The sequence below is a fragment of the Methanosarcina barkeri MS genome (assembly GCF_000970025.1).
GTDB classification, from domain to species: domain Archaea; phylum Halobacteriota; class Methanosarcinia; order Methanosarcinales; family Methanosarcinaceae; genus Methanosarcina; species Methanosarcina barkeri.
In genome coordinates this window covers 1722182-1746076 of sequence record NZ_CP009528.1, presented here as the reverse complement: position 1 = coordinate 1746076, position 23895 = coordinate 1722182, and the positions used below count along the sequence as shown (strand labels likewise).

At 36.7% G+C, this 23895-nt stretch carries 14 protein-coding genes and 1 pseudogene; 5 read left to right on the top strand and 10 right to left on the bottom strand.

Annotation, left to right across the window (positions count from 1 at the left end; genetic code table 11):
- Positions 1-34 precede the first annotated feature (34 nt).
- Positions 35-454, bottom strand: coding sequence for a MarR family winged helix-turn-helix transcriptional regulator (locus MSBRM_RS07040; RefSeq protein ID WP_048118485.1), 420 nt, complete (start codon positions 452-454; stop codon positions 35-37).
- A gap of 198 nt (positions 455-652) precedes the next feature.
- Here MSBRM_RS07040 and MSBRM_RS07035 point away from each other — a divergent pair, with 198 nt between their 5' ends.
- Positions 653-892, top strand: coding sequence for a DUF4062 domain-containing protein (locus MSBRM_RS07035; RefSeq protein ID WP_048118490.1), 240 nt, complete (start codon positions 653-655; stop codon positions 890-892).
- A gap of 226 nt (positions 893-1118) precedes the next feature.
- Positions 1119-2146 (top strand): annotated as a pseudogene (locus MSBRM_RS07030) (hypothetical protein).
- A gap of 190 nt (positions 2147-2336) precedes the next feature.
- Here the strand turns inward: MSBRM_RS07030 and MSBRM_RS07025 are convergent.
- The 4 genes from MSBRM_RS07025 to MSBRM_RS07010 form a co-directional block, all read right to left on the bottom strand.
- Positions 2337-2990 carry an HAD family hydrolase gene (locus MSBRM_RS07025; protein ID WP_048118493.1) on the bottom strand — a complete coding sequence of 218 codons (654 nt, stop codon included), beginning with the start codon at positions 2988-2990 and terminating at the stop codon, positions 2337-2339.
- A 1502-nt stretch (positions 2991-4492) separates the two neighbouring features.
- Positions 4493-5440 carry a phosphotransferase gene (locus MSBRM_RS07020; protein ID WP_048155162.1) on the bottom strand — a complete coding sequence of 316 codons (948 nt, stop codon included), beginning with the start codon at positions 5438-5440 and terminating at the stop codon, positions 4493-4495.
- Positions 5441-6124: 684 nt separating this feature from the next.
- Positions 6125-6850, bottom strand: a complete 726-nt coding sequence (locus MSBRM_RS07015) for a metallophosphoesterase family protein (RefSeq protein ID WP_255361894.1) — start codon at positions 6848-6850, stop codon at positions 6125-6127.
- 792 nt (positions 6851-7642) lie between these two features.
- Positions 7643-8815, bottom strand: a complete 1173-nt coding sequence (locus tag MSBRM_RS07010) for a UDP-N-acetylglucosamine--N-acetylmuramyl-(pentapeptide) pyrophosphoryl-undecaprenol N-acetylglucosamine transferase (RefSeq protein ID WP_048155160.1) — start codon at positions 8813-8815, stop codon at positions 7643-7645.
- A gap of 853 nt (positions 8816-9668) precedes the next feature.
- On the opposite strand from MSBRM_RS07010, the gene MSBRM_RS07005 reads away from it, so the two are divergent.
- Entirely contained in the window at positions 9669-11453 is a 1785-nt protein-coding gene (locus MSBRM_RS07005; protein WP_048155154.1) for an alkaline phosphatase, read from the top strand.
- A gap of 133 nt (positions 11454-11586) precedes the next feature.
- Here the strand turns inward: MSBRM_RS07005 and MSBRM_RS07000 are convergent, their stop codons facing one another.
- Positions 11587-12978 carry an RNA-guided endonuclease InsQ/TnpB family protein gene (locus tag MSBRM_RS07000; protein WP_048118502.1) on the bottom strand — a complete coding sequence of 464 codons (1392 nt, stop codon included), beginning with the start codon at positions 12976-12978 and terminating at the stop codon, positions 11587-11589.
- 574 nt (positions 12979-13552) lie between these two features.
- On the opposite strand from MSBRM_RS07000, the gene MSBRM_RS06995 reads away from it, so the two are divergent.
- Positions 13553-14551: a PHP domain-containing protein gene (locus MSBRM_RS06995; protein ID WP_080941483.1), complete on the top strand. Its 999-nt coding sequence runs from the start codon at positions 13553-13555 to the stop codon at positions 14549-14551.
- A gap of 504 nt (positions 14552-15055) precedes the next feature.
- Here MSBRM_RS06995 and MSBRM_RS06990 read toward each other — a convergent pair.
- Complete coding sequence (locus MSBRM_RS06990; RefSeq protein ID WP_048118505.1) at positions 15056-16894, bottom strand: cation:proton antiporter domain-containing protein; 1839 nt, start codon at positions 16892-16894, stop codon at positions 15056-15058.
- A 629-nt stretch (positions 16895-17523) separates the two neighbouring features.
- Positions 17524-20211, bottom strand: a complete 2688-nt coding sequence (locus MSBRM_RS06985; RefSeq protein ID WP_048118507.1) for a phosphoenolpyruvate synthase — start codon at positions 20209-20211, stop codon at positions 17524-17526.
- 846 nt (positions 20212-21057) lie between these two features.
- Between MSBRM_RS06985 and MSBRM_RS18770 the strand changes: the two genes are divergently transcribed.
- Positions 21058-22434 (top strand): Ig-like domain repeat protein, encoded by a 1377-nt coding sequence (locus tag MSBRM_RS18770; protein ID WP_158498927.1) that lies wholly within the window; start codon positions 21058-21060, stop codon positions 22432-22434.
- Between the two features lie 35 nt (positions 22435-22469).
- Here MSBRM_RS18770 and MSBRM_RS06975 read toward each other — a convergent pair whose 3' ends face one another.
- Together MSBRM_RS06975 and MSBRM_RS06970 are read right to left on the bottom strand one after the other, a co-directional pair.
- A complete protein-coding gene (locus MSBRM_RS06975) occupies positions 22470-22676 on the bottom strand; it encodes a hypothetical protein (RefSeq protein ID WP_048118509.1) in 207 nt (68 codons plus the stop codon).
- A 140-nt stretch (positions 22677-22816) separates the two neighbouring features.
- Positions 22817-23191, bottom strand: a complete 375-nt coding sequence (locus tag MSBRM_RS06970; protein WP_048118511.1) for a hypothetical protein — start codon at positions 23189-23191, stop codon at positions 22817-22819.
- Positions 23192-23895: the final 704 nt, after the last annotated feature.

The following is a 23895-nucleotide window of genomic DNA, read 5'->3' as shown; positions in this document are numbered from 1 at the left end:
GAATTAACCTAACTTTTTCGCCGAACAAAAAAAATTACCACACCTTTTCCAGGAGGTCGATAAGCGTGTCAATTTCTTTCTCGTCCAGAGAATCTGCCATTTTTTCAATGACCCTCAACAATGCGTTTTCTTCGGCACGAGCTATTCTCCGTCCTTTTTCCGTCAGGCGAATGTAAAAAATTCTTCCGTCTTTTGAGGACTTTTCTTTGTACACGCAGTCCATTTTCACGAATTTGTTCACCATCTCTGTGATGGTTGGCTTTGAGTTTCTAGTGATCCTAGCAAGCCTGCTAAAAGTCACGTCCCCATTATCATCAATAAGCTTCAGATATCCGATCTGTTTTACAGTGATATCTGATAACCCACATTCAGAGAGGATATCACAGGAGCATTCTCTTTGGGTTTTGAACAGGTTTTCAAAGACTAATAATAAATGCTCTTTTTTCTCTGTCATGCTGGATCTTAGTCGTTAGTTAGTCATTGCCTAATTAAATAGCTTTTGGTTGGGCAACCTCTGGTCATGGATTGTAAGGTTAACGTATTTTCGTCCATGCTACAAGAAGGGCATGAGAGGTAATTTTAAAAATCAAACAAATTCAAAAGATTTAACTACCTCACACTTTTATTTCAGGAAAGATTAGCTAGATAATTAGTGGACAAAATAGACTATAAATTTGTATTTTCTACGTTTAAGGATCTGGGAGAGTATCGGAAGAAAGTAAGTCTTGTACTACGACAGATGGGCCATGAAAATATAGCAATGGAGTATTTTGTTGCAGAAGTACCCTGCATACAGGAGCAAAACCAGAAGCCTAAGAAAGACAAGATTAAAAAAGCCCATATAGGCCTCTTCCGAAAACGAGTTGTGCCGGGTTATCAGAGTTATTCCTGACCTTAAAAACGAGATTGCAACCATGTTCATATCTGTCTGGAAACTCGCAAGCTTTGACCGAAAGGGTTTTGAAAGCAGGACTGCCAGAAAAAGGATTCCCAAAAAAGCATAAATTGCAGAAATAATTTATTCATTTTTTGACTCCAGGAGTCCGAATGTGCATATGAATCCTGACTTTGACAGTTACATAAAAATAAGTGCTCTCTGTTTTGTATGATTCGATCCAATGAACATCACAAAACAGAGAGCCTTCCTACAATTCCTAACAAGAATATATGTGTTCCTATCGGATCTATTCTTGCTGTCCAATATTTTTATGAAAAGCTTAATTTCTGTGATATTTTTAGTAAACATAAAAGTAAGGGTCTTGATCTCAATAGTTTAGTAATCGGTTTGTTAAGCTACAAATTAACTGATAATTTTAGTATCAAAGAAGCTGGCAAATGGTTAAATCAGAAAGAGATTCTGGATATCTTAAATCTTGAAAGTTTTCACGAAAGAGTTCTTTACAGAACTCTTGAGCTTTTGGGACGTAACAAAGAGGAAATTCTGTGTGATATTCTGGACTCTCTATTTTCTACTTATGGTTTTGAAGAGACGAACATAAACCTGGATTGGACGAGTATAGTTCTTCACGGGACTAAGGCCAATCTTGGTAAATTCGGATATAGCAGAGATCACAAACCTGACAAGTTGTAGAGAACAGTTGGAGTCAGTGAGTTAAAAGCTGTCATAGATAACAAAAAGCTTCCTAAGAAACGCAGAGTAAATAATGAATTTCAGAGTAAAGATTGAGATTAATTACTCTTTTAGAACTAAGCTCGAAGAGCTTAGTGACAAGGAAGTTATAGAACTATTGAAAGCTTCACTGATTAATGGGAGAGAAGGATTTTTCTGTCTGAAATCAAACAGAGATTTGACACTTGAAGATGCGTTGATAACATACAGAAAAAAGGATTTTATTGAGAAATATTCCATTCATTGAAGAACGAAATCAACATTAAACCGTTGAGAGTGTGGTCGGATGATAGCATTTATGGAGCTATCATCCTTGGCTTTATTGCTCAATTATTCATGTCGCTGATGCGATATGAATTTGAAGGGATGAAACACGTAACAAAATTCATTAAAAAAAGCTTGAAGAATTTGACACTTACAGTCAAGTTCAAGATAAATGGAGTCAAAAATTACATTTTTGCGAATTTTGATAAGATCAATAGCTTGATAGTAGCAAAAATGAATGGAATTACATAGAATATATAACAAATTTTTATAAATTTAAACAAATTGTCAAGTCCATTTGGGATAAAAAAGAAGGGAAATATTCAGTAACAATTAGTGGATACTGTCAAAGTCAGGATGTATAATTACTTATTCAAAGTCGACAGTAAGAGATTTACTGACATTTTACTTTTTGGAGTATTAGTCATGAATGTGGACAGAGTTATGCATATCTCCAGGCATCCCGGATGTGCATCGCGTTCATTCCGAGACTTTGAGGTGGATAAATATCGTTTTCTGGAGTGTCGCCGATAGAGAGCACTTCCCATGGCTCAAGCCCGAGACCGTCGAGAGCCATCTTAAAGAGCCGGGTATCAGGTTTCTTTATACAGTGGTCCGAAGACATAATTGTAAAATTAAAGCGATCATACAGACCCAGAAAGCGCAGTTCATGTTCCGTAAAAACTCTCTGGGCATTGGAAACAATGCACTTCGGTACATTTTTATATTTTTTAAGCAGACGCAGGCTCTGAGGGTAAGCTTCAAGTTTTCTTATAGATGCCGTTCTGAAGACCTTTGCTGTCTCAATTCCAAGCCAATAGGGATCTATTTCTTTAAAGGCGTTTTCGGCACAAATTTCCGCAAAGATCTCTTCTATACGAATGTCCGGGTGCTGCTGGCCTGAATTGCCTAGTCTGCCTATGATTTTCCATTTGTATTCTTCCCTGAGCCTCTCGGACTCTATCCTCACTCCCTGATAAAGCAGCCACTTGCTAACTCTTTCGTTTGTCTCTCGACTTCTTTCGTCAGTTTTGATGTCAATAAGGGTTTTGTAACAATCAAAGATTAAGCCTTTAATTTTTCCGTTTTGAAGCATGGATTTCCTCCGTTTATTTTAGACTTTATTATGAATTTTGGGTTCTCTATAGTATGGTTAATTAATCTTGATATTCCTCTTTAAGTATATAGATATTTTGGAAATACTATTATTATATGTAAATATCAATATATAGTTTTTCGTTTCTATATAGTCTTTTTGTAATTCGAAACCTAAAAATAGAAATGGTAGGGATTTAAGCTGGCTTGTTGGTTTGAAGTTCCCGAACCCTTATGAACACCTGAGTGACAAGCTATGGCATCTCATATTTCATGACTGAACTTTTCTATTACTCTGGTTTCACTATATCATGTTTTAGGTTTTATGTGGATTTTTGAGCCTCATCAATTAAGCCAGTAATCGCTTTTGCTTTATGTAAGTTCCAAGTTTGGAAATATCCGTGAAGGAAATATCCTTGAAAGTTGAACTAGATAAGAAAAAAATTAAAAAGAATTAAAAATGGAATGTAGCATATTTTGAAAAGTGAGATTAAATTGGTTATGTCTATAAATTGAAATAAAGTTTAACAAGAGAAGTTAATAGAAGTAAATCTACCTTTTTTGCCTGGATTTGAGGGCTGTCTTTCTACTTGAGTTTTCAGTAACTGTTCCATGATCATTAAACTTTTAAACTCCCATTGATCTATGTAACCCTAAAATCTAACTTGACGCTATCACATTTACTTTCACATCTACCGCGAAGCTAATTTTACCAATATAAACCTGCGTTTCATTTTGTTTTACATACACTACAAAAAATAGAAAAACCGGCCCCCTCCGTACAGGTCCCTTATTCGTAAATCATGATTGAATCAAGCCTTGCAGTACCTATCTTTGTCCAGTATTTACACACAGGACAGTATTGAGTTTCGCCGCCTTGACTTATTTTCAGGATTGAATGGCACTCAGGACAAATATTTAGACTTTTCGTAAATAAACCTCCCTGGTAAATGGATAGTTATCTGAATAGAACCTTAAATAAAGGATTTTAGAGTTCTGTAGAAACCTTCATAATTTGGGCAATACTGCAAAGTCACAGTATTCCCAAATGTACAGCCGGTTGACTTTCCTTCATTTACTGTTCTTATTAAATTTGTGAGCTGCAGGGGAAGAGATGCCTGCAGCCCATAGAGATCTGGTTGAAGGTACTAGAAACCTTTCAAGATATAAATAGAATAAATTTATTATATATTTTTTGGATATATACAATATAGTAATAAACTGTACTAACTAGTTGTAAAGTACGTGTTCCTTATCACAAAGAATTTTCTCACTTGAAATATAAGCTCAAGCACATTCGGCGTTATGAACTACTTTTTACTTTAGACAGTTGAAGGTTTAATGCTATTGATTTCCCAGCTCAACCGTCTAAGTCTATCAAATACAAGATACAGAAATTACCTCTTAGAAAAAAGGAGATATTTTGGAGCAATAAATTGAAAAAAAAGAAATAATGAATTTGAAATGCTATATCCTTTAGCATATCCTCAGAATAAACTCATTTTAACCTTTATTAATCGCTTTTAAACACTTACGTGCTTCTTTTATTAGATAATTTCTGTGGCTGCCTCGATGAATGCGCGCTGAACGAAGTAGACCTATACTCATGAAAAAAGGCAAAACTTTGGTAATATAGGTAAAGTCCTTTTCATCATTGCTATATTCCCAGAGGAAGTTTCCTATGTATGGTTCGGCTTTCCAGCTTCCTCCTTTATACCATTTGAATTCGTTCTTAAGTTCTGCAGTGAGAATTCCCAGGTCTCTTACAGGATGAGCATGCGACCAGGAGCTTTCAAAATCAATTGCATAAGGCTTACCTTCATAAAATATATAATTGGAAGGATTGACATCCCTGTGAACCATACAGCCGCATTCCCTATCGAGCCACGAACTGTACCACCATTTTCCAAGCAGTTTATTAAAAGTCTTTCTGGTATCATGATCTAGTTTCAGATGGCCCAGAACCTCATGATAATTTTTAAATTCGTTTTCCTTATTGTAAGAGGACGTTGTATTATCGTGAAGCCGGCGAAGCATATGTGCAATGGCAGTAAGCCGTTCATCGAGTTTTTTTTCATGTTTTATGTACCAGCCCAAGGATTTACCTGGTATGTACTCGGTTACAAGTGCACAGTTAAATTTTTTATTTACTGCAAGCGGTTTTGCAACATTTATTATTGAAGAGGCTCTTTCCAGATTCCTATATTCCTTCATCATACCTTTATAAGCGTTATAATTTTTCAGTTGTCCTGTAGGTTCCGAAAAAAACTTTGCCACTACACTGTAATGCTGGCCCTTGAAATGATACTTGCAGACAGTATGAGAAGAATTTGATTTATAAACATCAACCAAACAATGCTTATTCTTAAGCCGATCTGTTACAACTTTCTCAACAAGCCAATCTCTGAAAGGATTTCCAGAGCTTAAAGTATTTACATATTGATATGCCACCTTATACCCACCACTTCAAAAATATATTGATTAATCTGACTTTAGTCAACAGTTATACCGTTCATATTAAAATTATTCCTATTGATAAAAGAGCAGATAGTAATTTTGAGTCTATATACTGGTATTGGATACTATTGAATTGAATTTATTTATTACTACTGGTAACTAACTATGAAAATCTAATATACTCTCGAACGTAAGCTAACTGATTGAAGACTAAAACACTCATAGCAGCTTCAAATACTACATGTAGTGATCTCCGATCTGAATATTAGAGTTTTAAAATACAAATTTGATAATAACGAATTATCCTCTCATTTTCCCCTAAAAAATTGATTTAGTTCCAGAATTGGGTGATTTTTGAAATCGCATTCATCAGTGGATTTGTTAATCAGATCGATTTCAATTACCAGATCAATAATATGTTTAGGAATAGATGAAAATGAGCAAATAATTATTTGCAAAGAAGAAAAGAGATCTGAAAAGAAGACTCATAAATTGTGCATCAATAGTAATTGCATATATTATTCCTAGTATCCAGGCAAATTCCTGGTATTCAGGCAAAAAAGGAGAAGGTGATTATAAATTTTTAAAATATTGTTTACTTTTTAAGTTATTAAGGAGAAGGAACGAGATACTTCTCAGGCACTGGACCTCATATTTTTCTAACTTTATTTTGCTTAATTATAGTATACTATCAACAACCTTCTCCTTTTCTCCTCTTGAAAAAACTCTGTAAACTTGCAGATGCCAGCGCTTGCAATCGGATTCTGGTGCATCAATCTCAATCAAATTGTAACACTGAGACATTTTTCCACGAACTTTAGAAGAACAGACAGTTCCCGCACTGATTACAAGCATGTCGTTTAATCTCCAGACCCAGGGGATGTGCCAGTGCCCGCAGAGCACAAGATTGACACCTGAGCGATCCAGGAGTTCCAGAACATCTCCAGCATCTACAAGTACATTATTTCCCCTGCCAGTTCTGGGGATCGAAATAAGATGGTGGTGAAGGGCAAAAACTTTGAAACCGTTTACTAAGAAAGCATTCTCTATCCAGTTGTAATTCTCCCTTCCGATATGCCCTTCGTCAAGTTCCGGCTGGGAAGAATCAAGCCCTAATACAGTGACCTCTCCAAAGTGCCCAGAAGTCGATCTGGTTTTGAAAAGATCCTCAAAAAAGAGGTAACCAGCGTTTCTGGAGTCATGGTTTCCTGGAACTATCACCTTGTTTTTGCATTCAATCCTATCGATGAATTTCTTTGCCCCATTATACTCGGCTGCAAGCCCGTTTTCCGTCAGGTCGCCAGTGATTACTACAATATCTGGAAAGTTCCTGTTTATGTTTTCAAGCATGGAATTTGCAATCTCAGGCACATAATATGCCTCTGAAAAATGAATGTCTGAAATATGTACTATTTTTTTAATTTCTATTCCTCTGCATTACTTATTCGCGTTTCAACGTTGAGAATAATAATTAATAGAGTTATATATAGTTATTCGATTTAGTCAATATATACAAAAGAAAAAAATAATTAATATATTAAGTATAGTTTCTATATACAAAATAAGATATCTAATCGAGTGAATTTTTCTTTGATATTCGATTTTTTTTGGCTGAACGTGTTCCGAAATAATCTGCGAGAAAACAGAAATTCATATTTGGGAATTGAGACGCAAAACGCAAGTATGTAAAGGTCTGGAAGACGTCAACTTATTAAATCATGGCCATAAAAAAAGAAAATGAAGAGATTTGAGCCCTGGCCACTGTAAAATAAGTAACATGGGATAATTAATTAAGTTCCTTGTGCAGGCATACTTTTCTGGCCTATTCGTATATTTCTAGTCTGTTAATAGGTTCTGGTCCCACGTTACTAATCAATAATACTCATTTTTTGTAGATCGATTTTTGTTTTTTCTATAACATAGTTTTATTAAGTATTATTTTTAGTATTAAAAACAATATTTTTTATTTTTCTATGTTCCTTTTGAAGATTTTGGGAAATATTATCCTCCAAATAATACCTTTTTTGCAAAAAAATCACTTAAAAATCCTGTGTTTCTAATCAGCTTAGTTTTTTGTTCTGTTCATAGTACGTAAAATAAATGGTCTGCTCCAGATCACTTTCTTTTTTGCTGCTCTTTCATTAATTTCTCTATATGTTCGCTCTTCTTTCTTTCAGAGGATGTCTACATCGAGCCCTAATTTTTCCACTTTCGATTCTTTTTCCTTTTTTCATTAAATCTTTCTTTAACCTTTTCTTCAAGAAATCTTCTTACAGTTGCAGGTCCGTTAAGTTCCTCTGCAAGTTCTCTCAATCTTCTGGTCTTTTTGTGGTATTCTTCCTTTTCCAGAATTCCTCTAATACAGGCAAGAATAGTTTCCGGCTCTGCAAGGTAGCTCATTCTCTTCCCATATCCCTCTTCTTCAATTACAGTTGCGTTATTTTCCTGTTCAATATGCTTTTCGTCCGGAAAAGAAAGCACAGGGAGTCCAAAAGAAAGGCTTTCAAGGATTGTTCCATGTCCTCCTGCAGTGATTACCAAGTCAGAGCCTTTGTAATAAGGAAAAGGATTTTCCGTAAAGCCTGTAAACTCAACATTTTCCGAGATTTTTGAAAACTGCTTGGGATTTATTTCGGGCCCTGAAATAAAGGTATAATGGATAGTATGGTCCAGTTTTGCAGCCTCAAGTATGCTCCTGAATATGGTTGCTCTGTATCCGAAAGCACCGATGGTTGAAAGGACGTTTGGGCACTGGAAGATTTTTGATTCGACTTCACTATATTTGCACCGGATGAGGGGGCCGCTGAAAAAAATGGTATTATTGATACTTTTATTAAAATTGAAGTTTTTTCTGTTTACAGAGTATGGAAGAGGAAAATCAGGCACAATAATGCCATCTACGCTTCTGAATATATAATTGTAAAAACTCTTAACTAGTTTTCCTGCTACTGTTACTAGAAAATCCTGGTTCTGAAAAAACTCCACCATATTGAACTGGTGGCCAATAAAATACACAGGAATCTTTTTTGTCTGCGCAGCAAGGATGCCTGTATAGTAACCATCCGAAAGTACAATATCAGGTTTGAGATCCTCAATCAACCTTAAAAGCTTTCTGAACCCTGAAATGGAAATACTCTTGAAGGTTTCTTTAATAGATTTTTTGACATCAAAAATTCCGGATTCTCCAGCTAGCCTTATTTCAGGAGGGATCTCATATGCCTGATACCCTGTTTTTTCTACTAGCTTTTTTGAGTACCCATATGCCCCAAAGTATACCTCGTGCCTGGCAGTCAGAAACTCTTTTCCCAAAGCAAGGCAGCGACTTGTGTGGCCAAGCCCTTCTCCACACATGAAAAGTAAAACTTTCATTTTATTTCAATCCCAGTATATACCTTTCTTCCATTACTCTAAACCATTATCTGTGAACTTAATATTTTCAAAAACAATTTGCGTAAACATAATCTATTCTGCACGAATCAGTTGTATATTTTCAAAAATAGAATGAAGAGATTTAGAGGCAAAATCCAATTTAAAAGAGAGTATCACAGGAAATTTGGGTTTAATAGATGTTAACATGTTTTCTGGTCTATTTGTAGTATGTTCTGGTCCCACGCTACTAAGTAATAACGCTCATTTCTTATATATTTTTTTATATTCTATATAATTATTGAGCTAGATATTAATATATTACTCAAAAATAGATATATTTACCAAAAATTTATTTACCAAAAATTTATGTGCCAAAAATTTATGTGCCAAAATCTTTGCCTCTGAATAGAAAATATCTTTAAGCAACCATCTAATGTTCTACAAAAGCTGCCTCCGCAGAGAATCTCAGTTTCTGGTTTTTGGTTTGAAAGTAATGTGATCAACAGGATGATGTCTGGAATTTAACCCATTTTTCAGATTATGTTGTCTATTCTGAATTTTTTAATTTTAGTAGGAAGTTTATTTAGACTGTAGTATTGTCCTTTTGTATACAGTTTATGGAAAACTATCAAGTATATAAATGAGTATATATCCTAAATATTTTAATAAATAGCTGATACCGCAAAATAGAGTTACATAGCCATTTTTCACAAATATTGAGTATGAATCTGCATATATTCTATATGTGAAAGATTCAAATACAGCTGGCTTCTTTTTTAAAATTGGGATTTGTATTTTTTATATTGTGTTAAATCATAAATTTAAAAATTATTCCCAATGTTGAGGTAATTTTATGGAGACTAAGGAAACCGATACTTTAGTAATTATTTCAATAATAGGACTTTTGCTGCTGGGAAATATTGGTTCTGCAGCAGCTGCACAATTTGGTTCGAATTCTAGCGTTAATTTCACGAACTCTACTAACTGCAAATTTCCTATAACGCCGGAAGCTAAAATAAAGAACGTGATCGTCCTGATTCCTGATGGTTGTTCCCAAAGTGTGGAGACTTTAGCTCGCTGGTATAGCGGAAAGCCTCTTGAGCTTGATAATATGGTAACTGGAACAGTATCTACTTATAGTACGGACTCAGTCATCACTGATTCTTCTTCAGCCGCAACAGCATTTGCTGCGGGATATAAAACTACTAACGGTTTTTTAAGCGTAGGGCCAAGTAATAGTTCTGTTTTAAGTACACTGGAAATCCCACCTGAAGAACTACAATACAGACCGCTTGCAACAGTGCTTGAAGGTTCAAAACTCGAAGGCAAATCTACAGGACTTGTAGCAACCTCCCGCGTAAGCCATGCCACACCTGCAGCTTTTGCTGCTCATGTTGATAACAGAGATAATGAAACCGAAATCATGAAACAGATGGTTTATGAAAACGTTGATGTGGTTTTTGGTGGCGGTTCAAGTTATCTCATACCTGTAGCTGAAGGAGGAAAGAGGACAGATGGAGAAAACCTGACAAAAGTACTTCTTGACAGAGACTACCAGTATGTTGACAGCAGAGACGAAATGATGAACCTTACAACTGGGAGAGCCTGGGGTCTTTTTGCCAGTAGCCACATGATGCCGGATATAGATCGTTCTTCACTTGCACCTGAACAGCCTTCTCTTGCAGAAATGACCAATAAGTCCATCGAACTGTTATCTCAGGATAAAAATGGCTTTTTCCTGATGGTTGAAGGCAGCCAGGTTGACTGGGCAGACCACGCCAATGACCCTAACTATGCTGTAACCGATTTCCTGGCTTTTGATAAAGCTGTTAAGGCTGCAGTTAATTTTGCTAAAAAAGACGGGCATACTCTGGTTCTAGCTTTTCCGGATCATAATACAGGCGGCATGACCATTGGCAGCTACTCTGACCCCAATTATACATCCACAACCGTAGAAGATGTCATTGCACCTCTCAAAGGTATGAAACTCAGTTCCACAGGTCTTGAGACAGAAATAGGGACAGATCTTTCATCCGAAAATATCAAAAAACAGCTAAAAACCTGGTGGGGAATTGATGCTACTGATGAGGACATAGCTGAAATTCTTAAGCTCTACAACGATGGAAAAGGCCTCTCACTTGACTATGCAATTAGCGAGGTAATCAGCCGCAATCACACAGTAATTGGCTGGACTACTCACGGACATTCTGGAGATGATGTCCCTCTGTGGGCTTATGGTCCTGACGATCTAACAGGCCATGTTGATAATACAGAAATTGCAGGACACATAGCTAAAGAACTCGGATTTGACCTTAACAAGACTAACTCGCAACTCTTTATTGATGTGGATAAGATTTTCTCCAAAGATAACGGAGATGGAAAACTGGATAAAAATGAATACTTGCTAAATATGACGAATTCCTCAAACCCTGTGCTGGAAATTGGAGATGCCAAACTGCCAGTGGACACGAATATTCTTATCAAGAATGGTGTAGCGCATGAGTTAGAAGGAATAGTCGTCTATGCTCCAGCAACTGGTAAAGTCTATATTCCCTGTGAAGCACTTTCACTTGTAAATGGAACAAAAATTAATGAGACAAAAATTAATGAGACTCGAAAAGCAGCCGAAACTGCCTGAAAATGTGAGTTAATTGACAGGGATTATTTCCCTTTTATTATTTTTTATGTTCCCGTAAGTTTTTTTATACCTTAGGAAGTTGTTAACATGCTTTCATATGTATACATTACAAAAAAGAAGTCTGTAACAGGTCTTAATTTAAAAACTGACATACTTCCCACGCAAACTGTGGAGAAGTTTTTTTTCTGGTTGTACGTTTACTGAAGATGGTACGGTCCAGGACCCGTCGAGGGGTGTCAGTGCTCCCTTTCCCTGCATCTCTTTCTGCAGAGAATTGACCGCTGCCTTTTGGCGTCAACGCTATATTAAAGGCGGCGTTGACATCGGCATGGTCAACGTGTCCGCAGTGTGGACACTCAAATTGCTTACTATGTCGGTTGCCTATATGTCCGCAGCGGCTGCATTTTTTGCTAGTCGCATGGGGATCGATATAAACTACCTCTACTCCTCGCAGCCTGGCTTTGTATTCAATAAACTGCTGAAGTTGCTGAAAAGACCAGCTGTTCAGGGAGTATTCACTTGACCAGGATTGTTTTTCAGATGTACTTTTACTTTTGAGAGAGTTTTTGCTAATTTCTTTACTTATATTTTTGTCTCTATTTTTTTCCCTTTTTCTGTTTTTACTTTTATTTTTCTCGTCTTTTCCTGCATCTCCAATCTTGCTATTGAGTTTTCGTATTCCTTTAAGGTTTTCCAGTTTGATCCCGCATCCGTTGTACAGGGCGACATCCACAATCTTTCGGCTGATTTTATGGTTCAAGTCCTTTACAATATTTTTTTCCCTAATTTCTACAGCTTTTAATTCTTTACTTCTGCCCATATTATAGAGCCGTTTTTTTATGTTTTCATATTTTTTATGCGTATGGTATCGCATTTTTCCTAACTTCCAGATTTTTCCGGATTCAGGATCCGCTACAACTGCAATATGTCCTTTAGTGTTGCGATCAACTCCTATATAGTGCTCTGAATTTTTGAGCTCGTCGTCCGGGAAGACAACTGCTACATAAGCATAGATGTTATCGATTTCTATCTGGGAAATTTTTGAAAAGTTGTTGGAAAAATGATAGTTCAGCAGAAGTTTCAAACAGGGAATTGTAATGGTTTGCTCCTCCCTGTCAATACGAACCGCCCGCGAAGGAATGATCAATTTCACATTCTTTGCAGATCTGAAGTTCTGGTTTCGGGAATATTTTTTGATAATCTGGCCGGAAATAACTGACTTCAAGCCTATATGCTTTACATTCCTCGATGAAAGATGTCCAGATACCGGAAGTGAATTGGGCGCAGACAGAGAACCGAGAGAACGAGCAGAAGAAATAATCGAAAAGTCCTGAGAAAACTCAGAAAAAGTAGATAACGAGGGTGAAGGGGAAGAAGGAAGAGAAGAAATAGATTTTTGTATTGGAGGCGAGTTAAGGCTTCGGTTTTGAGTCTGATGTTTAATACAGAACTCAGCAACCTTTCGAGCCTTTCGGAGTTCCTCTGAAAAATTTTGATTGTGCTTGATTTTATAGGTCAGTAGCATCCAGGTTATTGCTCCGCGGTCAGTATCCAGTATATTTTTAGCTAATATAAGTATTTTTAAGCTAATATAAATATTAATGAATAAAACTATAAGTTATACTCAATTTCTATATATAATTAGAATAAAGATATTTAAACATTTTGCCAGAGTACATGAAGAGATTTTTCTGCAGCAATAAGGCGTCAAGAATTAGTTTTAAAAGCAAGACCCGAACCTGTGGAAAACTTATATTTAGAGTTCATTCCAAAAGCTATTTTATTTTTGAACGTTAACTCGAAATTGTCAAGATATTATAGTAAATGGACCGCATAATCACGATTTGTTTCATATAATCACGATTATTTATTATTTCTTTATTATTTTTCCTTTTTATATATAAATTTTTTCGATTTTATACTTATAATATTTACTTGTATTAATGCTCAATATACCCCTCATGAAATATATATAATAAATAAAAAAATAAATTTTTTAGCAAAATATCTATATAGCCTTTTTGCATTCTTTTAATTGAATAGGATTCTTGAACTTTTACACTAAAAGGAATTTCTGAATAAAATGGTCGTGCTTGTTTATGCAAGGAAAAACCGGAAACGATGCTAAAACAACTGTAAGCGCTGAAGTTGCAGAAACTCTTCTTCAGGAAGGATGGAAGAAAGTGGATCTGCATGTACATTCTTCCTGTTCCTATGATGTTCCTTCCGTGCAGGCAATGCATCCTGCAGTTCTTTTTGAAAACGCAAGGTCGCAAGGACTTGATTTTGTTACTTTTACCGACCATGATACTGTCAAAGCTTACGATCTGCTTGGTTGGGATAAAGAAGGACTGGTTCCAGGAGTTGAGATCTCAATTAGTGATCCTGAACATATAGGACATACCCTACACATTAATGTTTTTAAATTTGATTCGGAAGAATTTAAGGAACTTGAGTTGATTGCAAATCAGGAATGCGATTTTAAAAGCTTTATCCGCTATCTAAGGACTCACGATCTCCCCCATATGTATAACCATCCCTTTCAGTTTGTAGGCGGAGAACAACCTAATCTGTGGGCTGTACCTGAACTTATAAAGCAATTTCCCGTTGTTGAATATAACATGCAGAACTTAACGGAAAAAAACCTTATGGTTGCAACACTAGCCAGAAAATACGGAAAAGGGATTGCTGCGACTACAGATAGTCATACAGGAGGTATGGGAGCTGTTTATACCCTTGCAAAAGGTGAAACTTTCAGGGAATTTTTTGAAAATATTAAAAAAGGAAGTTCTTATATTGTAGTTGAAGGAGGAACCAGGCAACATCTTACAAAAGAATGGAGTTCCTGGATTGAGCTTATTTTTTCCATGGATCAACAGTTAAGAGAAGATTATAATTTCACTACGAATGTCTGGAGCTTTGACAGAGTAATTAGTTTGTTTGCAAATGAGAAAATCAGAGAATTTCCCCGAATTAACAGCCTGGCAATGAAGCTCTTCCAGAATTTTTCCAGATCAGGGCTCCCTGCTTATATATACGTAAAGACTGAAAAACCTCTGGTTTCCAGAATAGAAGAAATCTTGAATCAGATAGCATGAATTATTTAGTACCTTAACTCTGCCGCATATAAGGGGTAAGTTTTTCCACAACCAATGCATTTGATCTTGTTTTTAATAAGAACTTAGAAATGCAGTACTTTGCTAAAAATTCCTCCCTTATTTATTTCTTCATTCGTATACCTTAGACATCAATCTCGCTAATGTGCAAAAGATAATGTCCTTCATTAAAAAATGTAATGTTTTCCATAAAATTGATTTTTCCCATTCTGCGCGAACACCATTAATTGGAGAACAAGACAAAAATAATAGAGCTTTAGATATATAAGGAAAAGAAATTAGAAGTTTGAGGAGGTATGTGTTTTTTCGTTTACTACTGTTTACTATCTTCTGCTATGTTATCCTGTTTATTTACACTTACTTTATTAGCATGAAAATGCTGTTATCTGAAAGCGCTTCCATTGTTTGTGCATGTTATTCAAAGAATATCATATTCGTTTATGAATTAATTTGCAATTTTATAATATGTTCGAATCTCGCTTAAACTTATCTAAACAGCATATCAGCAATACTCTTACCTGAACTCTTCTCAGCAATAATCGTTGCAATATCGTTATATTCAAGTATCAAATTGCTATGTGCGATAAGTGATTCACTTCCCCGTTGTATCATAACCATGAGGCTTTTTTCTGGAAAATTAATTTCCTTTATCGCCTTTCCCACAACCTTTGGATTGGTAACCCTGACTTCCATAATATTCCCTTTGTTTCCGATTTCACACATAGAAAACAGGTTATTCCCACCAATCATATTTTCCATGACCGCAGCAGTTGTCATTGTAGTGCTCATCGCCCGAATTCCGAGATCCCAGAATGCCGGAAGATTTTCTACGTAATTTACCCTAACAATTAATTGTTCTCCCTTAAATCCAAACTTTGCCTTTGCAATCTGGCAAAAAAGAAGATTCGCATCATCCTTTTTTGTAGTTACAACTACATATTTGGCATTTTCAATCCCGGCTTTTTTCAGAACGCTTATATCTGCTGCATTACCCTGAACAGTCCTGATCCCTAATTCCCTGCATTTGTTGCATTCCTCCTCCGAGATGTCTATAACTGACACATTTTCTCCTCTGTTATCAAACCTTTCGGCAAGGATACGGCCTATTTTTCCTCCTCCAATAATCAAAATTTCCATAGGAATTATCTCCAGTATCTGAGCTACTTTTTTTGACATACTACCTGTCAGGAAAACAGTAATAATAACGGTCAGGAAGACCAGTCCTACAATAGTTTGGCCTCCTGCAATTCCCATTTCATCCAGTTTGATTGCAAAATAAGTTGCGATCGAAGTAGGAACTACTCCCCTTGGTCCCACAAAAGATATGAACATTTTTTCTTTAGTACTTATTTTTGAACTCCGCATCGAGATAAATACAGCTACAGGACGGACAAATAGTGCTATAAGCAAGACAAGGGCAATCCCTTTTAGCCCGATCTCCATGATGTACCAGAACTTGAGCATTGCAGCAAGCAAGATGAAGATCAGAGAGATCATTAAAACCGCTAGGTTGTTATTGAATTCTTCTATCATCTTCTTCTGGGGAAATTCGGTAGATCCCATAATAATCCCAAAGACAGCCACTGCAAGAATCCCCGACTCATTGCCTATAGTTTCTGACAATACATAGCAAGCAAAGATAAAAGTGAGAGTGAACAACCTTGCAGGCTGTTTGCTAATGGATATACCTCTGGTAAAAAACCAGCGTAGAATAAACCCACATAAGCTCCCTATAATTAACCCCATCCCAACTCGTTGCAGCATAAAAAGTACTGCACCAGTTCCGGAAATCTCAGCTGTAATCCATTCAAAAACCAGTGCAGTTAGAATTACACTTACAGCATCGTTTAAGACACTCTCAAATTCCAGAATTTTGGCAACCCTATGGCAAATCCCGATGTTCCTGATTATTGGACCAACAACACTAGGACCAGTTGCAGTAACAAGAGCGCCAAAAAGAGCAGCAATCGGGAGAGAGATATTTATAAGAAGATGTGTCAGTATGGTTATCCCAATAAAAGTGATAAAAACTCCTAATGTACTTAATTTAATAACACTTTTTTTAACCCCTCTCATGTGCTTCCAGTCGATCTGGAATCCTCCGTCAAAGACAATCACAGACACGCAGATCGAAACAATAGCACTTAGCACATCAGAGTAAAGAGCCGGGTTTAATAGGTTTAGAACCTCGGGTCCTACTATTATTCCTTCAATAAACAGAAAGATTATAAAAGGTATCTGAGAATAGTGGGTAAGGACCTGTGCCAGCATGGATAGAACGAGCAAGGCAACAATTATTTCCATTAAAAATATAGGTTCGATCATTTAGGGCTTCCCTACTAATAAATAAACGTTTTAATTAAAATATTTAATGTGAATTGAATTGTTGAATTATGAAAAGTTCAAGGCATACATCTTAAGATATCGTACCTAAGATCTCGTACCCGCGATCAGCCAGAGTTCAGGTCCAAAAAAATTTTGACAAAAAATTTTGACAATTCATGAGATTAAAACTCATGAGATTAACACTAAAGTTAAATCCTGAGCAGTAGAAGATATTTTTCAGCAATGTGCTTATTTTTCGGTATAATTTGCTCTGTACCCCTTAGTATTCTTTTTTGATTATTATTCCATTACTAGCTCCATTAGTATATACATTTTTCCAGTAAAAGTGAAAGCACTTTATGGTACAAAATTAGATGAAGAACTTATAGTACAAAATTAGATGAAGAACTTATAGTACAAAATTAGATGAAGAACTTATAGTACAAAATTAGATGAAGAACTTATAGTACAAAATTAGATGAAGAACTTATAGTACAAAATTAGATGAAGAACTTATAGTACAAAATTAGATGAAGAACTTATAGTACAAAATTAGATGAAAAACTTCCTACCTTAAGTTAAAACAGAATTGTCCTGCCCTTTTTGAACTTGCCTGATTAAGATTATTTTCACTTCAGGATCTGTACAAAACCCCTGGTACCATCAACACGGACGTACTGGCCGTCTTTTAAGATTTTGGTTGCATTTTCTATACCGACGACTGCAGGAATACCATACTCTCGCGCAATTACAGAACCATGTGTCATCATACCCCCAATCTCAACCACCAGGGCTTCAACGGAATAAAACAGTGGAGTCCAGCCAGGATCAGTAAAAGGCGCTACTAAAATATCCCCTTTATTCAATTTTACGGCTTCAGGTCTGAGGATAACTTTTACGTACCCTTCCGCAACCCCAGCAGAAACAGGAGTCCCGATTAAAGCCCCTTTAGGAGCCTCAACATCGCTCCTTACACCTGTAATAAATTCTCCTTCGCTGGTCATAACCCTGGGAGGAGTCATTTTCTGGTACTGCTCGCAAGCTTTTTTACGGGAGTCTATAAGCCGCGTCAGGTCCTCACTAAAATGATTTTCTAACAATGCAACCAACTCATCGAGATACAGATAAAATACATCTTCTTCTTTCTCCAGGACTCCTCTTTTATGTAAAGCTCGTGCCTCTATCAGGATAGCCTGGCGATATATATCAAAAAATCGAACAATAACATACTTGGGAAATTCACGCAAGCCTGTAGAATTTCGGTAAATGGAAAGAAGCCTGAACATCAATCTTGATTTGAGTCTTCCGGCAGAGGCGTTGCTAATACTTTCCATAAGTTTTTGTACGACTTCCTGCGCTTCTTTTCTGCCCTGTCTGAACCGTTTTCGGTGCTCGCCCGGAGCATTGATTTTAATATGGTTTATAATAGATGGAACAAGAAGGGTAGGGGCTTCCCACCATCGAACGTTTGAAATATCGATTTCACCCGGGCAGCGCATGCCATACAGTTCCATGAACCTGTCCAGTTCGGTCCCGAATATATCTCCACCCTTTACTTTACTGAGACCCTGATAGAAAGTGTCATGATAGAAAGTGCTGTCTTCCGATTTTTCCAGATAATCTACCACTTCAGGATATTTTCGCGCGGTGTCGGCCAGATCCCCAATCATTAATCCCATCTCAACGGTCACGTTACCAGGCAGGGATTTATTCAGCGTATCAACATCAAGATTCTCATCCAGCCATAATCTGGTCAACCGTCTGGCAATGGGCAGGACAATGAATGGTAACGGTACGTACATCATGCTGCCAATCAGTTCCTGTAGCAACTTACCCATACTTTCCTGAACGCTTTTAATTCGCTCTACCCCTGAGGCCTGCATAATGCAGTGCCTATGCTTATCGATTATTTTTTCTGGAGGAACTGTGGCTCGTTCAATGATGCCCGAGGGATCGAGGAAAAATAAATTGTTAACAATAATCGGGATACCCTTTAAATAGAGCGGAAGAATCGGTTTGAATAATTTAAAAACCTGTCTAGTTGTATCTTTGTTTGCTTTTGCTTCTTGTTGAAATATCTCGCTTGATACTATTTTTTCCAGGGCACCTCTCATTAGTTCGTCTACAATAGCAATTCTCCAGATAAAATACCGCCGAAGAGCCTTACTGTACAAAAGGGGAGTAACGTCATAAAAAAGCCTTCCTCCCGCTTCTACGATCACTGAATCGGGAAAGGGTACGGAGTCTTTTTCAAAGGGAAATATCTCCCAAAAAACAGAAATCCCCATAGGTTTCATGGCATCTGTCATCATTTGCAGGTGAGCAATAGATAAAAATACATGAAGTTTATCATTATATCCTTTAGGAATAGGATAAAGAGTGGTTATAGGACGGCTCTGTAAGATATAGAACCTGTTCCCTGCCAGACACCACTCAATGTCTTGCTCTGAGCAGTAGTGTTTTTCTATCCTTTGACCAAGTTGGGCTAGTTCCAGAATTTTATCATCAGAGAGGACCTGCTTTTTTTGGAGTTCAGGAGCAAGTTCTCTGGTTACTGTTCCTCCTTCTGTGACCGGATAAACAGCTTTCTTCTTTTCTGCGATTTGCTTTTTAACAATCTGGTTCTCGCGGACCTGATAAGAGTCGGCTGAAACAATTCCTGAGACAAGAGCTTCACCCAACCCAAAGCTGGCATCAATGGAAATAGTATTCCTGTGCCCGGTGACAGGGTCTACGGTAAACATAAGCCCGGAAACCTCCGGAAATATCATTTGCTGAACCACTATAGATAAATAGACTGAACGGTGGTCAAATCCGTTTTTAATTCGGTAGATAATTGCCCTGTCAGTAAATAAAGAACTCCAGCATTTCCGCACAGCCTGAAGGAGTTGATCCATTCCCTTTACGTTCAAATAGGTCTCCTGCTGGCCGGCAAAAGAGGCAGTTGGCAAATCTTCGGCTGTAGCGCTGGACCGAACGGCATAAGCTTTTTCTTCTCCTACTATTTTCCATGCATCAAGGATAGAAAATTTTATTGTTTGGGATATGGGGATGGTTAATAAATGGTCCCTGATCAGTTTTCCCAGCTTGCTAATTTCGCCCGGTTGACCCAGTTTCAACTGATCCAGCAAATCAAAAAATTTGTTTATCTCATTGCTTGCTGCAATAAAATCACAGTAAGCCGACGTTGTAATGCAAAATCCAGGCGGAACAGGAAATCCTGCTTTGACCATTTCTCCCAGATTAGCACCTTTTCCCCCGACTTCGGGCAAGTTTGTCCTATCGACTTCATTAAAGTGCATTACATAAACGCTCATGCTAATACACCTCGAAAAATGAAATCCTGGTTTTTATATTATTATGATTTTATAGTATAGGACTTATATGCTTGTCCGCAAAGCAGGAGATTCTCAAATCCCCTTAATTTTTCTCTACAACTCATTTTACCTTTAAATTTTTAGTAGATATTGTATTACTTCAGGCCAAAGAGTACACAAAGAAAAGTCATTTTTGATACCGATGAAATATTCTGTTTCAAAGACTTCGTTAAAAGCTACAATCCCGAAAACCATTACATTATACAGAGAACCTGAGTGAAGAATCTCACAGAATCAGGTTCCATAAATTCGTTTATGAAGAAATTGTAGCAAGGAGTAAACGAATTTGGGTCTCTTCTGGTTTAAAGGCAAAAGCCTTTCTGATCTAGATGCTCTGCTGGATCTGATAGTCTTGCAAATGAAATAATAAAGAGGTAGTAAGTGTAGTCAAATTGGTATTTTTAGCAGGCTCAGTACGTTTTATCTTTACTTAATGTTCCTGTTATTAAATATTATATTGCTCAGTATTATATATTACTAAGTATATTATTTTGATGTTACAAATTACTCCGATTTAAGCAATTTAAAAGAAAAATCAATAAAATAAAATCACTAGTTGTCTAAAACATAACTAAAATTGAACATTATCCCTAAAAGATCTCCTTAAATCTAAGAATTTTATAAATTCAAATTCAAAACATCTCAAACTTATTTGCGAAATCTAATTTATATATATTATATTTTAAGGATGTAACATAAATGAGAAAGGGGGACAAATCATACTCACTGTTTTTAACTTCAACAGCTTTTCTCTTACTTTTAATTATTATTTCATCTATAGAGTTGGTGGCTACTGCGCATAGCGACTTGTCCGCTGAATATGCATATGTGCCTAATGAAAAAAGCAATACTGTTTCTGTGATTAACACAACAACTGACGCTGTTATCTCCACGGTGCCTGTGGGAAATGTTCCTGTGGGTGTTGCAATTAGCCTTGATGGAACAAAGGTATATGTGACTAACTTTGGTAATGACGACATTCCCGGACGTACTGTTTCCATAATTGATACGGCCACCGAAGAGGTTACATCGATGAATGTAGAAGAAGGCAAACCAGGCAAACCTGCTGGAGTTGCAATCTATCCGTATGAACAAAAAGTATATGTGGCAAAATTATTGAATGGAAAAGTCCGTGCAGTTGACCTAATAACCAACAAAGCTTCTGATATACCTGTAGGAACCGACCCTTGCGGAATTGCAATCACCCCGGACGGATCAAGGATATATGTGGCTAACACCGGCAGCAATACTATCTCTGTGATTAACACAGTAACGAACAATGTTACAAAGACGGTAAACGTAGGAGTCAAACCCTATGGAGTTGCGGTCAACAAGAATGGAACAAAAGTATATGTCACGAACATGGAGAGTAGCAATGTTTCTGTAATTAACACAATAACCAATGAAGTTACAGACAATTTAACTGCAGGAAAAGATCCTCATGGAATTGCAGTCACACCAGATGAAAAATGGGTATATGTGGCAAACCATAACACTCCCATGGGCACAGTCTCTGTGATTAACACAACCACAAAAGATGTTACAAATATAACTGTAGGAAAAAATCCTTGTGGAGTTGCAGTCAACAAAAATGGAACAAAGATATATGTGACAAATTCCGGCACCACTGATGATCTTGGAGGCACTGTTTCTGTAATTGACACTGAAACCAAAACAGTTATGGGCCAGCCAATTTCTGTAGGAATTCTTCCTTCTGGTTTAGGTCAGTTTATAGGTTCTGTTCCAGGATCCAGAGTGGAAACAATGACTACTTTAACTTCTTCACCCAATCGATTTCTTGTTGGGGAATCAAGAACACTTACTGCTACAGTTAGTGCAACGTCTCAAGTAACAGAAAAACCTTCAGGCACAGTCACCTTCATGGAAGGGGCCACATCCATAGGAACTGAAACTTTAAGTGATGGACAAGCAATTTTGGATACTTCATTGCTTTCAAATGGCTCACATTCGATAATAGCAAGATATAAAGGCAATAATCAGTTTAGACCAAGTACATCCTCTTCTTTCACACTAATAGGTCAAGATCTAAGTTCCAAAAAATCTGTATTGGAACATCCAATAGTTGCTGGTATTATTATTGCAGTAGTGAGTGGCATCATATCCCTGGGGCTATATATTATAAAGAAAAAATATTTTTCTTGATATAGAGAGAAAAATATAAAGCTAAAAACCATAATTTAAACAATCTCTGTTATTTTTGCAGATGCATTTAACGCTTCTCTGGCCCTTGCTTCGGTAATTCTGGCTTCCATGTGATTTTCAGACAGTTTCAGTACGGATAAGATTTTTAGGGCATTTTTATAGCTACTCTGACAAGAATCACACCTAAAATAGAATATCTCTTCAATATCTTCTAAGATATTGTTTTTGATTCTCTCTAACAATTAAGGATAAACCTTTACTACCGATGCGAGAAATTTAAAGCATAATCAAAAAGTCAAGGTAAAGGTAGTAAACCTGTTATTTAATCAACTACCTTTTAGCCTTGTTTAACCAGTTGAAAGCCATGTTTCAACTAGTCAAATTATGACATGTTATCTGCATTTCCTGCCTGAGGAGCTCCTTCAGGGGGCATTGACATGTTACCTGGAGCATCTCCATGATACATGGAACCGTTACCTGACATGTTACCTGACATGTTACCTGGAGCGTCTCCATGATACATGGAACCATTACCTGACATGTTACCTGGAGCTCCTTCTGGGGGCATAGTAGCGTTGTCAGGTGGCATCTGACCTTGGTTTTCTCCTCCTGGAGGCATAGTATTATTAGCTGACATATTGCCTGCATTCTCTTCTGCAGGAGCAGTATTGTCAGATGTCTTATTATCAGCACATCCTGACATAGCTACTATTGACATAAGTAGCAAGCCGATCACTAAAAAACTTACTTTTTTCATTATAGTACCTCAGATATTCTCGAACTTTAACTCTCAATCTCAAAGAGTTGTATCTATAAGTCCTGAATTTTCAATATCAGTAATCCAATTTTGGGAGTTTTGGAAGTTTACTGCAAATCCAAATCTAATATTTTACATAATATAAACAGTTAGATTCTTTGAGGTGAAACCTCCTATAAAGAATATTGGAAATTCAGCTAAATAGCAGATCGAGAGTTTAACTATAAAGTACGCTAAATATTTCAGATAGCATTTACTTTTCGAAAAGAAAATGCCACAAACACTAAAAAACCTTTTTATATTTGCCAATATTCATCTATTTATTTAATATTTTTCTGTTCAATTTATATCTTATTTAGAATATCTAGCGCGGATTTGGTAATTATGTTTCTTATTTAATAGAATAAAAAATCAAATTGCGTGCGGCCACCCCACCATAAAAAGGATGGGGTATCTTCGGGCCGCCCGGTTTCCGGAAAATAGTTAAGTATCCATTTATAAGACTTCCTTGATGCAGAGTTTCATTACCAATTTATGTAACCATGAGACTAAGAAACCTACTTTGCAAAGAAGCAACGGTACAGAGGTTTAAAAAAGAAAACAAAAAGAGACGAGGGTTCACTTCATCCCCAATCTAAAGAATGGGGATGAAGTGAACCCTCTGCGCTCCCGTAGTAATAAATAAGCTGAGGAAACAAAGAAAT

Excerpts from the sequence above, each read along its gene's own strand:
- MSBRM_RS06970 (WP_048118511.1), bottom strand. The coding sequence starts at position 23,191 with ATGAAAAAAGTAAGTTTTTTAGTGATCGGCTTGCTACTTATGTCAATA.
- MSBRM_RS07025 (WP_048118493.1), bottom strand. The coding sequence starts at position 2,990 with ATGCTTCAAAACGGAAAAATTAAAGGCTTAATCTTTGATTGTTACAAA.
- MSBRM_RS06990 (WP_048118505.1), bottom strand. The coding sequence starts at position 16,894 with ATGATCGAACCTATATTTTTAATGGAAATAATTGTTGCCTTGCTCGTT.
- MSBRM_RS07010 (WP_048155160.1), bottom strand. The coding sequence starts at position 8,815 with ATGAAAGTTTTACTTTTCATGTGTGGAGAAGGGCTTGGCCACACAAGT.
- MSBRM_RS07000 (WP_048118502.1), bottom strand. The coding sequence starts at position 12,978 with ATGCTACTGACCTATAAAATCAAGCACAATCAAAATTTTTCAGAGGAA.
- MSBRM_RS07040 (WP_048118485.1), bottom strand. The coding sequence starts at position 454 with ATGACAGAGAAAAAAGAGCATTTATTATTAGTCTTTGAAAACCTGTTC.
- MSBRM_RS06985 (WP_048118507.1), bottom strand. The coding sequence starts at position 20,211 with ATGAGCGTTTATGTAATGCACTTTAATGAAGTCGATAGGACAAACTTG.
- MSBRM_RS06995 (WP_080941483.1), top strand. The coding sequence starts at position 13,553 with ATGCAAGGAAAAACCGGAAACGATGCTAAAACAACTGTAAGCGCTGAA.
- MSBRM_RS07005 (WP_048155154.1), top strand. The coding sequence starts at position 9,669 with ATGGAGACTAAGGAAACCGATACTTTAGTAATTATTTCAATAATAGGA.